Below are 14,031 nucleotides of genomic sequence, written 5' to 3' on the forward strand. Positions count from 1 at the left end.
TGCCCTGCGTTCAGCACTGACCGGTGGTCTCGTACTCGTCGATCACGGCGACCTTCTCCGCGGACGCGCTCGTGGTGTCGAAGCGGTAGCCGAGCCACTCGCGCACGAGGCGTCGGGCGAGCTCGATGCCCACCACGCGCTGGCCCATGGTGAGGACCTGCGCGTTGTTCGAGAGCACTGCCCGCTCGACCGAGAACGAGTCGTGCGCGGTCACGGCGCGGATGCCGGCGACCTTGTTCGCGGCGATCGCGACACCCAGACCCGTGCCGCAGATCAGCAGCGCCCGGTCGGCCTCGCCTTTCGCGACGAGCTCGGCCGCGGCGATCGCGACGCGCGGGTAGGCGGTGTGCCCGTCGGCATCCACGCCCACGTCCACGACGGAGGCGACGCCGGGGTTGTTCTCGAGGTCCTTCTTCAGGATCTCCTTGTAGTCGTATCCGGCGTCATCGCAGCCGATCACGAGACGGAGCTGGTCGGTCATGAGTTGTCCTTGTCGTTCGAGGTGTCGGCGAGGAGTTCGCCGAGCGCGGTGACGATCAGCGCGAAGGAGGTCGCGCCGGGGTCGGGGGTGCCCACCGCGTGCTCGCCGTGGGTGCGGGCACGGCCCATCTTCGGCAGCAGGTCGGCGGTCGCGGCGGCCGCGCGGGTCGCGGCGTCGGCCGCGGTCGTCCAGGCGGCGACGAGCGTCGCTCCTCCGTCGACGGCGTCGGTCAGCGTCGTCGTGAACGGTACGAGGGCGTCGACCATGGTCTTGTCGCCGACCTCGGCCTTGCCGTAGGACTGCACACCGCGCACCGCGGCATCGACGCCGGCGGCGACCGCCGCAGCATCCGGTCGTCCGGCATCGCCGAGGCGTGCGGCGACCGCGCGGAGGATGACGCCCCAGAGGGCCCCTGAGGTGCCGCCGGCCCTGTCGGACCAGGCGTCGGCCGCCCGGGCGAGCGCCGTCTGCGCACCGGCACCGGCGTCGACCGCGCGGATGCCGGCATCCAGTGCCGCATGGGAGCCGCGCTGCATGCCGATGCCGTGGTCGCCGTCGCCGGCGATGGCGTCGATGCGTCCGAGCTCGTCGACGTGGGTGTCGACCGTGTCGACGAGCACCTGCAGCGCCTGTCGCACCGTCTGCGCGACCCCCTGCGACGCCGCGTCGCCGGGGGTGATCTCGGTGTCGGTCTCGGCCGCGACCTCGACGACGTCGGCCTGGGCGGCCGGGACGACGGATCCGCGGCGATAGGCGGGGGCGTCGACCGGGGTCTCCCACAGTCGCTCGAGTTCGTCGTCGAGCCAGAACAGCGTCAGCGAGGTGCCGGCCATGTCGAAGCTCGTGCAGTACTCGCCCACGTGCGGGTCGACGAGCACGAGCCCCGCGGCCTCGAGGAGCTGGGCGATGCGCCGGTAGACGACGAACATCTCCTCGTACTTCAGCGCTCCGAGTCCGTTGAGGATCGGCACCACCCGGGCGCCGGCGACGTCGACGCCGTCCGGTATCTCGGCGAGCAGGCGGTCGACGAGAAGTTCGGCCAGACCGTCTGCCGTGGGGATGTCGGTCTCGTCGATGCCCGGCTCCCCGTGGATGCCGAGACCGATCGCCATGCGTCCGGCCGGGACCGTGAACAGCGGCGCCGGGGCACCGGGGAGGGTGCAGCCGGTGAACGCGACGCCGAACGAGCGGGTGCGCTCGTTCGCGAGGGCCGCGACCCGGGTGACCTCGTCGAGGTCGTAGCCGGCCTCGGCTGCGGCGGCCGCGGTGCGGAACACCGTGAGGTCACCCGCGATCCCGCGTCGCTTGTGCTTCTCCGCGAGAGACGCCGAGGCGACGTCGTCCGTCACGGTGACGGTCTGCGTGCGGATGCCCTCGGCGTTCAGGCGGTCCTGCGCGGCGTCGAAGTTCAGCACGTCGCCGGCGTAGTTGCCGTAGGAGAGGAACACCCCCGCGCCCCGGTCGACCGTCTTCGCGATCGCGTACACCTGCTGGGTCGAGGGCGACGCGAACAGGTTGCCCATCGCCGCGCCGTGCGCGAGTCCCTGACCGACCAGGCCGCCGAACGCGGGATAGTGGCCGGAGCCGCCGCCGACGACGACAGCGACCTGCCCCTCGGGGACGACGGTGCTGCGCACGACGCCCCCGGTCACCCGACGGACAGAGCGGGCGTTCGCGGCGACGAAGCCGTCGATCATCTCGTCGGCGAAGTCCGCCGGCTCGTTCCAGAGACGGGTCATGAGTTCACGGCCTCGGTGGGGTTCGCGGTCGCTGCGGCGGGGGTCGTCGCTCCTCGCCGAGCCAGGACGATCATCAGGACGGCCGACAGAAGCATGAACGCGCCGACGATGATCATCGGGATCTGGTAGCCGCCGGTCCAGTCGTGCACGGCGCCCGTGATGTAGGGGGCGCTGAAGCCGGCCAGGTTGCCGATCGTGTTGATCAGCGCGACGCCGGCCGCCGCGGCCACGCCCGTGAGGAACTGCGTCGGCAGCGTCCAGAAGTTCGGGAGGGCGGCGAAGATCGCGCAGGCCGTGATCGTGATGACGGCGATCGTCGCGGCCGGCGACCCCGCGTACAGCGCGAGCGGGATCGAGACGGCGCCCGCCAGGGCGGGGACGGCGATGTGCCACGTCTTGAGGCCGCGCTTGCCGGCATCCCGCGACCAGAAGTACATGACGACTGCGGCAGGCAGGTACGGGATGGCCGTGATGAGGCCCTTCTGCAGCACGTCGTAGGTGACGCCGGTCTGCTCCTGGAATCCCTCGATGATGGTGGGGAGGAAAAAGCCCAGCGCGTACAGCCCGTAGATGAAGCCGAAGTAGATGAACGACAGCATCCACACCCGGCCGCTGCGGAACGCGAACTTCGCTGAGACGTGCTTCTGACCGCCTGCGGTGGTCTTGCGCTCGGCCTCGAGCGCGTTCGTGAGCCAGGTCTGCTCCTCGAGCGTCAGCCACTTGGCGTCGGACGGCTTGTCCTTGAGGTAGAACCAGGCGATGATGCCGACGACGATCGCGGGGATCGCGACGCCCATGAACATGAAGCGCCAGCCCTCGAGTCCGAAGAACGTGCCGTGCTGCTGGATCAGCGCGCCGGCGAGCGGAGCCCCGATCACCGTGGTGAGCGGCTGGGCCAGGTAGAAGAGCATGAGGATGCGGCCGCGGTACTGCGAGGGCACCCACAGGCTGAGGAAGAGGATGGCGCCGGGGAAGAAGCCGGCCTCGGCGACGCCGAGGAAGAAGCGCAGGGCGACGAGCTGCTCGAAGTTCTGCACCCACGTGAAGAGCAGCGCGACGATGCCCCAGGTGACCATGATGCGCGCGAGCCAGCGGCGGGCGCCGAACTTGTGCAGGGCGAGGTTCGACGGCACTTCGAGAATGATGTAGCCGATGAAGAAGACGCCGGAGGCGAAGCCGAACTGGGCCGCGCTCAGGGCGAGGTCGTCGTTCATGCCGTTGGGCGAGGCGAAGCCGATGGCGGTGCGGTCCAGGTAGTTGATGAAGAACATCAGGGCCACGAACGGCACGAGTCTGACGGCGACCTTGCGGATCGCCGACTTCGCGACGGGTGATTCGTTGTGCAGGGTGTCCACGATGACTCCTCAATCGACGGTGATTCCTGCGCTCGGGTGAGTGCGCCCTCTATATTGCCTAACCGGTTGACCAATTTCAAGTCGGCGTCCGACGTCGTGACGGTATGTTGTGAGTCATGCCCGCTTTTCCCGGTGAACCGGTCGACGACATCGCGGCCGCGCTCACCGCGGTGCCCGCCGGATCGCCCGTGTCGGAGGTGGCGCGCCGTCTGCTCGACCTGTTCACGAGTGGCTCTCTCCCTCCGGGGACACGACTTCCTCCGGAGCGTCAGCTCTCCGCGACCCTCGGTGTCGGGCGCTCGGCCGTGCGCGAAGCCCTTGCGGCGCTCGAGATCCTCGGGATCGTGGACGTGCGCCCCGGGTCCGGGACCTACCTGCGCGGAGCGGCGAGCGAGCTGCTTCCACAGACGCTGCGCTGGGGTCTGCTGATCGGCGAGCGCAACACCGCGCAGCTCCTCGAACTCCGTGAGGGACTGGAGATCTTCGTCGCGCGACTCGCCGCAGCCCGGGCCGACGACGCCACCGTCGCACGTCTCGAGCAGAGCGCCGTCCGCATGCGCGAGAGCACCGACGACCTCGCGTCCTTCGCGAAGGCCGACCTCGACTTCCACCACGTGCTCGCCGAAGCCGCCGGCAACGAGACCCTCACCGATCACGTGCACGTCGTGCGCTCGCTGCTGCAGGTCTACGCCGACCGAGCGGTGCACGACAGCGGACAGGCCGAACAGGCTCTCGCCGAGCACGAGGCCGTCCTCGCGGCAGTGCGCGCCGGGGATGCGGATGCCGCGGCCTCCGCCATGGCCGTGCACATGTCGACGGCCACCGCGCGGCTGCTCGACGCCTGACTTCTCGACGCCTGAGCGCGGATCGTTCGGTCGGTTCGTGACATGGTCCGCGATCCGTTACGATGGCTAGGTGCATCCGGTCTTCACGGGCCAGATGCCTGGAGACGTCGCATAGTCCGGCCGAGTGCACCACCCTGCTAAGGTGGAGTCCCCTCACGGGGACCAGGGGTTCAAATCCCCTCGTCTCCGCAGAAAGATCCCCCGCTCCGGCGGGGGATTTCCTTGTTCTCGGGGGCTGCGCCGTGATAGCCCCCGAACACAGCGATCCCCCTCACGGTTCGGGCCGTGAGGGGGATGCGTTATCTCGCTGCGTATGGGGGGGCGAGCGGACGCTGTCCTGATGCCGGATCCCCATCCCGCATCGCCGATCCCCAGAGCGGCCGGAAGCATTCGCTCCGTCGTTGGAGACATCTCACCTTCGCATGCGCTCGCATGGGGTTGCGCAGACTTTGTGCGCGATCACCAAGCGTCGACCGTTCGGGCCTTAAGACGTGTGTCCATTTCCTACTAGACGAAGGTCTATAGGCTGATTGCACCTTCGTTCAGTCGGCGGTCGAGCTCTCCGGCGACGCATCCGCGAGTTGCCCCGCCAGGTTGAAGACTTCGACGAGGGTCGTCGCGGCCTGGTCGGCGCGTCCCTCGAGGCCGACGAAGAACTCGGCCATCGACGCCTCCCATCTCGCCGCCACGGGAGAGGCGGCGAGGTACTCACGAGCGGCCTCATCGTCGTCGGTCTCGTAATAGCCGAACAGCCGCGCGTTCTCGCGGTCGACGAAGATCGAGTAGTTCCTGCGCCCGGCGGCGGCGATCTCCGCGAGCATCTCCGGCCAGACCGGGGTGTGCCGCTCGATGTACGCGTCGAGCATCTCGGGACGGACCTGCAGGGTGAAGGCGATGCGCGTCATTTCTCTCCTCGGGCGGTCGTGGGTCTCAGTGCGTCGCGGTCGAACGGCGCACGACGAGTTCGGGCTGGAAGACGGTCTGGCGGGGGATGAGCTCGGCGTCGTCGCTCTCCTCGAGCAGGATGCGCAACGCGGTGCGTCCGATCATGGCGCTGGGCTGGCGGATCGAGGAGATGGGCACCGCGGCGGCCGACGCGAAGGAGATGTCGTCGAACCCGATCAGCGCGATCTCGTCGGGGACGAGCATGCGGCCGTCGACGATCAGCGACTGCAGCAGTCCCAGCGCGACGAGGTCGTTGGCCGCGAAGAGCGCATCCGGCCATTCCCGCCGTGGGCGCTGGAGCAGTCGAGCGCCCACGGCAGCCCCTTCGTCGACGGTCATGGCCGAGGTCGACACCACCTCGAAGTCGATCGTCTGCCCGGCGTTGTCGATCGCGACTCGCGCCCCGGCGATCCGGTCGGTGACCTGCCGCATGTCCATGGGGCCGCCCACGAACGCGATGCGGCGGCGTCCGGTCTCGATCAGATGCTCGACGGCGAGGCGCCCTCCCGCGACCGAGTCGACGGACACCGAACTGAACCGGCTCGCGCCGCCGAAGCGATCGACGAGAACGGCGCGGATGCCACGGGCGCGGAGGTGCTCGAGGCGCGGATGGATGTCGCCGTACGGCGAGATGAGCACGCCGCGCACCTGCTGCTCCTCGAACAGATCGAGGTACTGCCGTTCGCGCGCGGTGTCCTCGTCGGTGTTGCCGTAGAGGATCGCGATGCCGTGCTTGGAGGCCTCGTCCTCCGCGCCCCGCACGACGTCGTTGAAGAACGGGTTCTGGCCGTTGAGCACCACGAAGCCGACCGTGTGCGAGACGCCGCCGCGCAGTTTCCGTGCAGCCTCGTTGCGCACGTACCCGAGTTCGTCGATCGCCCGCTGCACGCGCTGCGCCGATTCCATCGAGACCGTCTCGGGCCGGTTGAGGACGTTGGACACCGTGCCGACGGACACGCCCGCGGCATCCGCGACGTCCTTGATGCTCACCGGCATGTGCTCGTCATTCCTCCCTGCTGCCTCGTCGCAGCATCCTCCCGTGCTCACGTCTCGTCGTGTTCGATCCGTGACTTGACCCGATTGTGTTCGATGCCTACAGTAGCCATGAATCGAACCTGAATCGATTCAGATCATATACCCGACCTCAACGAGGAGGAACGAGTGGCGAACAGTGCTCCCACTGCACCGGACGACGCCCCCGTCGTGCTCGAGCTGTCGAAAGTCGTCAAGGCCTTCGGCGCCGTCGTGGCCTTGCGCTCGGGCAGCCTGCGTCTGCGGTCAGGCTCCATCCACGCCCTGATCGGCGAGAACGGCGCGGGAAAGTCGACTCTCGTGAAGATCGTCGCCGGTCTCTACCGGCGCGACGGAGGCGACCTCCGCCTCGACGGCGAGGAGGTCGACTTCACCTCGACCGCGCAGTCGAAGGCCGCGGGGATCGCGGTCATCTACCAGGAGCCGACGCTCTTCCCCGATCTCTCGGTCACCGAGAACATCTTCATGGGGCGCCAGGTCACCGGACGCTTCGGACGCATCGACCGCAAGGCCATGCGCCACGAGGTCGAGCGCCTCTTCACCCGTCTCGGAGTGACCATCGACCCCGACCGCCCCGCCGAGGGGCTGTCGATCGCCGACCAGCAGGTCATCGAGATCGCTAAGGCGGTGTCGCTCGACGCCAAGGTCCTCATCATGGACGAGCCGACGGCTGCCCTCTCCGGCGTCGAGGTGGAGCGGCTCTTCACGATCGCGCGCAGCCTGCGCGACGAGGGTCGAGGTCTGATCTTCATCTCGCACCGCTTCGACGAGGTCTTCGCGCTGTGCGACACCGTCACCGTCATGCGCGACGGCTCCTACATCTCCACCACGCCGATCGCCGACACCACGCCCGCGGAACTCGTGCGGCAGATGGTCGGCCGCGACGTCACGGAGCTCTTCCCGAAGCAGGAGGTCGCGATCGGGGAGCCGGTGCTCGAGGTGCAGGGACTCACGAGCCCTGGCGTCTTCCACGACATCAGCTTCACGGTGCGGTCCGGTGAGATCGTCGGGCTCGCCGGCCTCGTCGGCGCCGGTCGCAGCGAGGTCGCCCGCGCCGTCTTCGGCGTCGACGACTACCAGGAGGGCAGCGTCACCATGAAGGGCGCGCCGATCCGCCGAGGTCGCCCGACCGAGGCGATGCGGGCCGGGATCGCGCTAGTCCCCGAGGACCGGCGCAAGCAGGGGCTCGTGATCGAGTCGGGCGTCGGGCGCAACGTCACCATGGCGATCCGCCGACAGCTCTCGCGCTTCGGGCTCATCACGAGCGCCGCCGAGAACCGGGCCGCCCGCGAGTGGGCGAGCCGGCTCGAGGTCAAGTCGCACGCGCTCGACACCGTGGCGGCGACCCTCTCCGGAGGCAACCAGCAGAAGGTCGTGCTGGCGAAGTGGCTCGCCACGCGTCCCGACATCCTCATCATCGACGAACCCACGCGGGGCATCGACGTCGGCACGAAGTCCGAGGTCCATCGCCTCCTCTCCGAGCTCGCCGGGCAGGGCATGGGGATCCTCATGATCTCCTCCGAGCTCCCCGAGGTCCTCGGGATGGCCGATCGCGTGCTCGTCATGCGCGAGGGCCGCATCACGGCCGAGATCGACCGGGCCGAAGCCACCAGCGAGAACGTCATGTTCGCCGCCACCCACGCATCGGAGCAGCACTCGTGAGCGTCACATCCACTACGCGCATCCCCGTCTCCGGGGTCACCAAGCGCATCGGCGCCCTCGGCAAGGCCCGCGAGTTCGGCATCCTCATCGCCCTCGCGCTCGTCGTCACGGCCGCGACCGCGAAGAACCCGAGCTTCCTCTTCTCCGCCGACGGGTGGCGCGACCTGCTGCTGACCCCGTCGATCCTCGCGCTCGTGGCGATCGGCCAGGCCATCGTCATCATCACTCGCAACGTCGACCTGTCGGTCGGGTCGGTGATGGGGCTCACGGCCTACCTGACCGGACGGCTGTTCATCGACGTCCCCGCGCTGCCCATCCCGGTGGTCGTGCTGCTCGCCGTCGGCTTCGGCGCACTGCTCGGGCTCGTGAACGGCGTGCTGGTGGCCTACGCCCGGGTGCCCGCGATGGTGATCACGCTCGGCACCCTGTACGCCTACCGCGGCATCAACGTCATGTGGGCGGGGTCGACACGGGTGAACGCCTCGGACATCCCGAAGGAATTCCTCGGGATCGGCACAGGGCAGCTCCTGACCATCCCGCTGCTCGCGATCGTCGCGATCGTGCTGCTCGTCGCGATCGCCTGGTACATGCGCAACACCCGCGGCGGCCGCGAGTACTACGCGATCGGCTCCGACCCCGCAGCCGCCGAGCTCTACGGCCTGCGCGTCACCCGCCGCATCCTCACCGCGTTCACCCTGTCGGGTGCGCTCGCGGGTCTCGCCGGCGTCTTCTACGTCGCGCGCTACGGCACCGTCAGCTCGCAGGCGGGTGCGGGGTGGGAGCTGGATGCCGTCGGTGCGGCCGTGATCGGCGGCGTCGCCATCACGGGCGGCGTCGGCACCCTCTGGGGCGCGGCGATCGGCGCCATGCTCCTGATGACCATCAACCGGGCGCTGCCGATCCTCGGCATCCCCGACTTCTGGCAGCGCGCCGTCGTCGGTGTGCTCATCATCGGCGCGATCGTGCTGGATCGCTGGCTCGCGGTCAGACAGAAGCAGCGACTCATCGAAGCGAGGGACCAGTCATGACCACCGCGACCACGACCTCCACGAACCGCGTCTCGCGCGACTTCGACAAGCCGCTGTGGCGGCGCGTGCTCGTCAGCCGGGAGATGGCGATCGTCGCCCTCCTCGTGATCGTCACCCTCTACGCGATGACGACGGTCCGCGGGTTCGGGCAGCCCATCACGCTCAACTACCTGCTCCTCGACGTCGCCCCGATCCTGCTGATCGCGCTGCCGATGACGCTCGTGATGATCACGGGCGAGATCGACCTGTCGGTCGGCAGCATGGTGGGTCTCGCGAGCGTCGTGACCGGCGCGAGCGTGCAGGCCGGCATCCCGTTCGAGATCGCCGCGCTGCTCGCCCTCCTCGTCGGCGTGATCGGGGGCGCGTTCAACGGCTTCCTCGTGACCACCGTGGGGCTGCCGTCGCTCGCGGTGACGATCGGCACCCTCGCGCTGTTCCGCGGGCTCGCGGTCGGCGTGCTCGGCACCACCGCTGTGACCGACTTCCCGGAGACCTGGACGGCGCTCGCCAAGGCGAAGATCGCGGGCACGACGATTCCCTACATCATGGTGCCGTTCCTGATCCTGCTCGTCGTGTTCGTGATCCTGCTGCACTTCACCCCGTTCGGCCGCGGCGTGTACGCGGTCGGACTGTCGAAGGACGCGGCGCGGTTCTCCGGCATCCACGTCGAGCGCACGAAGTTCCTGCTGTTCGTACTGTCGGGACTCGTCTCGGCGTTCGCCGGCATCTACTTCACCCTGCGATTCGGCAGCGCCCGCGGCGACAACGCCACCGGGCTCGAACTGCAGGTCATCGCGGCCGTCGTCCTCGGCGGGGTCTCGGTGTTCGGCGGTCGCGGCCAGATCTACGGAGTTGTCGCCGCGGTGCTCCTGATCGGCGTGCTCTCGAGCGCCCTGCGCCTCGCGAACGCCACGTCCGACGTCATCAACGTCATCACCGGCGTCCTGCTCGTCGTGTCGGTGGTCGGCGCCAGCATCCTCACCTGGCTCCAAAGAGCCCGACGGCGTCCCGGCCGTCCCCCTCGCGTCTCAGCATCCACAGCCTCATGACGAAGCTGAGTCCCCGGCCGACGGCATCCGTCTCGGTCGTCCGCACGAAAGGAAGAACAATGAAGTTTGCACGCAAGCGTGTGGCCGCCGTGGCAGCGGCCGTCCTCGTCACGACGCTCGCCCTCGCGGGGTGCGCGGACACGGGTGGCTCGGGTGGCGAGTCCGGCGGCGGTGACGGCGGTGGCAGCGACAACCTCGCCATCACGTTCCTGCCCAAGAGCCTCGGCAACCCGTACTTCGACACGTCGAGCGCGGGTGGCAAGGCCGCGGTCGACGAGCTCGGCGGCACGTTCGCCGAGGTCGGTCCCGCGGAGTCGACGCCCGACGCCCAGGTGAGCTACATCAACACCGCGACCCAGCAGGGCGTAGGCGCGCTCGTCGTCTCGGCCAACGACCCCAAGGCGATCTGCGACGCCCTCGACGAGGCGCGGGACGCCGGGGTCAAGGTCGTCACGTTCGACTCCGACACGAACCCCGAGTGCCGCGACCTGTTCGTGAACCAGGCGACCGCCGAGGGCATCGCCAAGGCGCAGATCGACCTGATCGCCGAGCAGATCGGCGATGCCGGCGAGATCGCGATCGTGTCGGCGACGGCCAACGCCACGAACCAGAACGCCTGGATCGACATCATGAAGGAGCTGCTGGCGTCCGACCACCCGAACATCCAGCTGGTCGATGTCGTCTACGGCGATGACGACGAGCAGATCTCGTTCGACAAGACCGCGGCCCTGCTGCAGAGCCACCCGAACCTCAAGGGCATCATCTCGCCCACGACGATCGGCATCTCGGCGGCGGCGCGCTACCTGTCGACGTCGGACTACAAGGGCAAGGTCGCGCTGACCGGTCTCGGCACGCCGAACCAGATGCGCGAGTACGTCGAGGACGGCACGGTCACGGCGTTCGCGCTGTGGAACCCGGAGGACCTCGGCTACCTGGCCGCGTACGCGTCGGCGGCACTCATCTCGGGTGACATCACGGGCGCGGAGGGCGACACCTTCGAGGCCGGCAAGCTCGGCGAGTTCACGGTCGGCGCGGACGCCACGGTGCTGCTCGGCGACCCGTACGTGTTCGACAAGGACAACATCGGCGACTTCGACTTCTGATCCGCTGACACGAGAGGAGCGCCCCGGTCGGATCGACCGGGGCGCTCCTCTCTGTGGATCGGGATACCGTCACCCGGCGAGCGAGGCCGTCCAGCGCGCGAGGTGCTCCAGGAGCCCTGCGGCGCTCTCGGTGTCGAGCCGTCGAGGGTCGGCGCCGAACACGCCGTGCAGGGGATGCGTGTCGCGGTGCCGGTCCTGGCCGTACGGGTCCTCGCCGGTCGGTGCGGGAAAACGCTCGGGATCGGGGAGCGTCTCGACGTGCACCAGCTCGGGCGAGATCGCGTACAGCAGCAGCGACTCGAACCGGCCGGCGTGATCCGGGGCGATCGGCGGTTCCGGAGCCTGGCCGAGCGTGCGCCCGACGACCGTCATCTCCGGCTCTGCCGCGTTCCAGCGGTGGGTGACGCGCGTCACGAGGTCGCGCTGCTCGTCGGCGAAGTGTCCGCTGAGGATCACCGCTCGCCGCACGCCGAGCTCCTGCAACCGGGTCAGGGTCTCGCCCAGCAGGACTTCGATCGCGTCGGGGGCCTCGCTCATGAGCGTCCACGGGTAGCGGGAGTGCTCGCCGCCGACCGCCTGGTAGTACGGGGGCAGCACGATGCCGCCCTGCAGGCGCGCGGCTTCGAGGCAGACGCCCTGTGCGGTGAGCGCGTCGAGTCCGATCGGCAGGTGCGGGCCGTGGAACTCCAGCGATCCCAGAGGCAGGTAAGCGACGGATGCCGCGGCGAGGCGCTCCTCGATCTGGGCGGGGCTCAGCCGCTCGACGGCGGCGGTACCGACAGTGCTCATACGTAGAAGTTCCTCCGCCACTCTGATCCGGCCAGGGCGTCATGGAGCCCGGGGGCGAGCCCGCGGCCGTCGGCGAACGACAGGTTCCGCTCCAGCCGTCGCGCGGTGCTCATCCCGACGATCGCGGTACTCACCGCCGGACTGTCGAGGACGAACCGCACAGCCGCCTCGTCGAGACCGTCGTAGAACGGGTCGGTGATCTCGCGCACCGCCGCAACCCGCTCGAGCGTCTCGGCGAAGCGATCGTCGCGGAACATCGTCTTGAGCACCGAGCCCTCAGCCCAGCCCTGGTAGGTATCCGGCGTCCACGTGCCGCTGAGCGACCCTGAGTCCAGGACGACCCGGGCGATGATCGCCGTGCCGGATGCCTCCGCCGCCGGATAGAGCGCGTCCTCGGGCTGTTGTTCGAAGACGTTGTGGATCACCTGGATCGAGTCGACCAGGCCGGACTCGGCGAGCTCCACTCCCTCGTCCGGGCGGTAGTCGCGCAACGAGACGCCGATCCGGTCGATCTTCCCCTCGTCGCGGAGCACGTGCAGGGTCTCGAGCCATTCGCGGTTGTGCATCCCCGACGGCATCCAGCAGTGCAGCTGGTACAGGTCGATGCGCTCGACGCCGAGCCGCCGCAGCGACTGCTCCGCTTGGGCGCGCAGGTACTCGGGGCGGTACGCCGCCGCGATGTCGGGGTCGTCGACTGAGGGGCGCGGCCACTCGGGCGGCTGCGCTTTGGTCGCGACGCGGATGCGCTCGCCGCGCCACCGCCGCAGCGCCTCGCCGACGACCTGCTCGCTGTGACCCGAGCCGTACATCTCGGCGGTGTCGACGAAGTTCACGCCGCTCTCGAACGCGTCGTGCAGGGTGCGGATCGAGGCGTCGTCGTCGACGGGCCCCCACTGGCCGCCGAGCTGCCAGGCGCCGAAGGCGACCTCGCTGATGTCCCATCCGGTTCGTCCGAACGGGCGTCGATGAACGGTCATATGCTGCTGCGCTCCCTCACGCTCGGGCGCGGCTCCGCAGCCGCGCGGTCTCGGCTGAATCTACGGAGGGGGAGGTCGTCGGCGCCCGGCAAGAAAGCGCGGAAACATGGACGCGACGATCAGCCGTGCCCCCGATCGCGGGGCGGCCGCTCAGGGCCGCAGCGTCGAGCTCGCGAAGCGGCTGGGGGCGACGCCGAACGTGCGACGGAACGCGCGCGAGAAGTACAGCGGATCCTCATAGCCGACGAGCTGCGACACCTCGCTCACTCGCAGGCCGGTCGTGCGGAGCAGCGTCGCCGCCTCGTGCAGCCGCAGCCGTCGGATCCAGGCCTGCATGGGCTCTCCGAGGTGCCGCGCGAAGAGGCGCTGTGCCGTGGTCTCGCTGCAGCGTGCGGCCTCGGCGACGCGTGCGACCGTCAGCGGCTCGGCGATGTGGTGGCGGATGAAGGTCATCATGAGCTCGAGCGATCCGGGCAGGACCGTCTCGTGCGGGTGCGCATCCGACCAGGCGGCGTTCTCGGCGAGCACGAGACGGGCCAGCGCTCGGAAGTAGTCCTCGGCGAACCCGCCCTCGCCGAGGCGCTCGATCGCGATCGTGCCGAACTCCGTGATCCTCCGGGCCACCGCGTTGCGGATCGTGGAGGCCGAGGGGCGGAACCCTCCGGGATCGCCGTGACGCGCCGGGTCATCGAGCAGGGGGTCGCCGACCTGGAAGGCGACGCGGGGGACCACGGGAGCGTCACGGTCGTGACGCGGAACGACGTGCAGGGTGCCGATGTGGAACGGCGTGCGCGCGCTCGCCCGGTACTCGACGTGGTGGCGCCAGGGGAGGCGGAGGACGTGCTGCGCCTCGACGACGAAAGGCATGCCGTTCACGCGGATCTCGCCGCTGCCGCTCACGATCCACACGAAGGACACGCTCATCACCGGGGTGTTCACGATGTGCTCGCCCGACGAGAACCGATACCAGTTCGCGCCGACGACGACGGGATCGTCGCCGGCGCCGTCGGTGGTCATGCGACGAGA

Annotated in this window: 13 protein-coding genes and 1 tRNA gene; 6 read left to right on the top strand and 8 right to left on the bottom strand. The window is 69.3% G+C overall.

The genetic code is table 11. The features are described 5' to 3' along the window. Positions 1-10: 10 nt before the first annotated feature. From ACIPY8_RS03670 to ACIPY8_RS03680, 3 genes are read right to left on the bottom strand one after another with little or no spacing between them, the layout of a single operon-like run. Positions 11-481, bottom strand: coding sequence for a ribose-5-phosphate isomerase (locus ACIPY8_RS03670; protein WP_400815071.1), 471 nt, complete (start codon positions 479-481; stop codon positions 11-13). Then, the gene (locus ACIPY8_RS03675; protein WP_400815073.1) at positions 478-2,220 is read right to left on the bottom strand and encodes a dihydroxyacetone kinase family protein; all 1,743 of its coding nucleotides are present in this window, start codon (positions 2,218-2,220) and stop codon (positions 478-480) included. Before ACIPY8_RS03675 ends, ACIPY8_RS03670 begins: the two co-directional genes overlap by 4 nt. Beyond that, positions 2,217-3,575: an MFS transporter gene (locus ACIPY8_RS03680; protein WP_400815076.1), complete on the bottom strand. Its 1,359-nt coding sequence runs from the start codon at positions 3,573-3,575 to the stop codon at positions 2,217-2,219. The genes ACIPY8_RS03675 and ACIPY8_RS03680 overlap by 4 nt, the downstream gene beginning before the upstream one ends. A 116-nt stretch (positions 3,576-3,691) precedes the next feature. Here ACIPY8_RS03680 and ACIPY8_RS03685 point away from each other — a divergent pair, with 116 nt between their 5' ends. Together ACIPY8_RS03685 and ACIPY8_RS03690 are read left to right on the top strand one after the other, a co-directional pair. Beyond that, a complete protein-coding gene (locus ACIPY8_RS03685) occupies positions 3,692-4,420 on the top strand; it encodes a FadR/GntR family transcriptional regulator (RefSeq protein WP_400815079.1) in 729 nt (242 codons plus the stop codon). A gap of 100 nt (positions 4,421-4,520) precedes the next feature. After that, positions 4,521-4,609 (top strand) — tRNA-Ser (locus tag ACIPY8_RS03690). 353 nt (positions 4,610-4,962) lie between these two features. Here ACIPY8_RS03690 and ACIPY8_RS03695 read toward each other — a convergent pair. Both ACIPY8_RS03695 and ACIPY8_RS03700 read right to left on the bottom strand, forming a co-directional pair. After that, the gene (locus ACIPY8_RS03695; RefSeq protein ID WP_400815081.1) at positions 4,963-5,325 is read right to left on the bottom strand and encodes an L-rhamnose mutarotase; all 363 of its coding nucleotides are present in this window, start codon (positions 5,323-5,325) and stop codon (positions 4,963-4,965) included. Positions 5,326-5,350: 25 nt separating this feature from the next. After that, complete coding sequence (locus ACIPY8_RS03700) at positions 5,351-6,361, bottom strand: LacI family DNA-binding transcriptional regulator (protein WP_400815083.1); 1,011 nt, start codon at positions 6,359-6,361, stop codon at positions 5,351-5,353. A gap of 165 nt (positions 6,362-6,526) precedes the next feature. On the opposite strand from ACIPY8_RS03700, the gene ACIPY8_RS03705 reads away from it, so the two are divergent. From ACIPY8_RS03705 to rhaS, 4 genes are read left to right on the top strand one after another with little or no spacing between them, the layout of a single operon-like run. Continuing rightward, a complete protein-coding gene (locus ACIPY8_RS03705; protein WP_400815086.1) occupies positions 6,527-8,059 on the top strand; it encodes a sugar ABC transporter ATP-binding protein in 1,533 nt (510 codons plus the stop codon). Next, positions 8,056-9,087, top strand: a complete 1,032-nt coding sequence (locus ACIPY8_RS03710; RefSeq protein ID WP_400815088.1) for an ABC transporter permease — start codon at positions 8,056-8,058, stop codon at positions 9,085-9,087. The genes ACIPY8_RS03705 and ACIPY8_RS03710 overlap by 4 nt, the downstream gene beginning before the upstream one ends. After that, positions 9,084-10,136 carry an ABC transporter permease gene (locus tag ACIPY8_RS03715; RefSeq protein ID WP_400815090.1) on the top strand — a complete coding sequence of 351 codons (1,053 nt, stop codon included), beginning with the start codon at positions 9,084-9,086 and terminating at the stop codon, positions 10,134-10,136. The genes ACIPY8_RS03710 and ACIPY8_RS03715 overlap by 4 nt, the downstream gene beginning before the upstream one ends. 59 nt (positions 10,137-10,195) lie before the next feature. Beyond that, complete coding sequence (rhaS, locus tag ACIPY8_RS03720) at positions 10,196-11,239, top strand: rhamnose ABC transporter substrate-binding protein (protein ID WP_400815092.1); 1,044 nt, start codon at positions 10,196-10,198, stop codon at positions 11,237-11,239. Between the two features lie 69 nt (positions 11,240-11,308). On the opposite strand, the gene ACIPY8_RS03725 is transcribed toward rhaS, so the two are convergent. From ACIPY8_RS03725 to ACIPY8_RS03735, 3 genes are all read right to left on the bottom strand, one after another. Beyond that, complete coding sequence (locus ACIPY8_RS03725) at positions 11,309-12,028, bottom strand: creatininase family protein (protein ID WP_400815094.1); 720 nt, start codon at positions 12,026-12,028, stop codon at positions 11,309-11,311. Continuing rightward, complete coding sequence (locus ACIPY8_RS03730) at positions 12,025-13,005, bottom strand: aldo/keto reductase (RefSeq protein ID WP_400815097.1); 981 nt, start codon at positions 13,003-13,005, stop codon at positions 12,025-12,027. Before ACIPY8_RS03730 ends, ACIPY8_RS03725 begins: the two co-directional genes overlap by 4 nt. A gap of 150 nt (positions 13,006-13,155) precedes the next feature. Beyond that, the gene (locus ACIPY8_RS03735; protein ID WP_400815100.1) at positions 13,156-14,022 is read right to left on the bottom strand and encodes a helix-turn-helix transcriptional regulator; all 867 of its coding nucleotides are present in this window, start codon (positions 14,020-14,022) and stop codon (positions 13,156-13,158) included. Positions 14,023-14,031: the final 9 nt, after the last annotated feature.

The sequence above is a fragment of the Microbacterium sp. NPDC089696 genome (genome assembly GCF_044749125.1).
In the GTDB taxonomy this organism is placed as follows: domain Bacteria; phylum Actinomycetota; class Actinomycetes; order Actinomycetales; family Microbacteriaceae; genus Microbacterium.

Excerpts from the sequence above, each read along its gene's own strand:
- ACIPY8_RS03670 (WP_400815071.1), bottom strand. The coding sequence starts at position 481 with ATGACCGACCAGCTCCGTCTCGTGATCGGCTGCGATGACGCCGGATAC.
- ACIPY8_RS03675 (WP_400815073.1), bottom strand. The coding sequence starts at position 2,220 with ATGACCCGTCTCTGGAACGAGCCGGCGGACTTCGCCGACGAGATGATC.
- ACIPY8_RS03685 (WP_400815079.1), top strand. The coding sequence starts at position 3,692 with ATGCCCGCTTTTCCCGGTGAACCGGTCGACGACATCGCGGCCGCGCTC.
- ACIPY8_RS03695 (WP_400815081.1), bottom strand. The coding sequence starts at position 5,325 with ATGACGCGCATCGCCTTCACCCTGCAGGTCCGTCCCGAGATGCTCGAC.
- ACIPY8_RS03700 (WP_400815083.1), bottom strand. The coding sequence starts at position 6,361 with ATGCCGGTGAGCATCAAGGACGTCGCGGATGCCGCGGGCGTGTCCGTC.
- ACIPY8_RS03715 (WP_400815090.1), top strand. The coding sequence starts at position 9,084 with ATGACCACCGCGACCACGACCTCCACGAACCGCGTCTCGCGCGACTTC.
- rhaS (WP_400815092.1), top strand. The coding sequence starts at position 10,196 with ATGAAGTTTGCACGCAAGCGTGTGGCCGCCGTGGCAGCGGCCGTCCTC.
- ACIPY8_RS03725 (WP_400815094.1), bottom strand. The coding sequence starts at position 12,028 with ATGAGCACTGTCGGTACCGCCGCCGTCGAGCGGCTGAGCCCCGCCCAG.
- ACIPY8_RS03730 (WP_400815097.1), bottom strand. The coding sequence starts at position 13,005 with ATGACCGTTCATCGACGCCCGTTCGGACGAACCGGATGGGACATCAGC.
- ACIPY8_RS03735 (WP_400815100.1), bottom strand. The coding sequence starts at position 14,022 with ATGACCACCGACGGCGCCGGCGACGATCCCGTCGTCGTCGGCGCGAAC.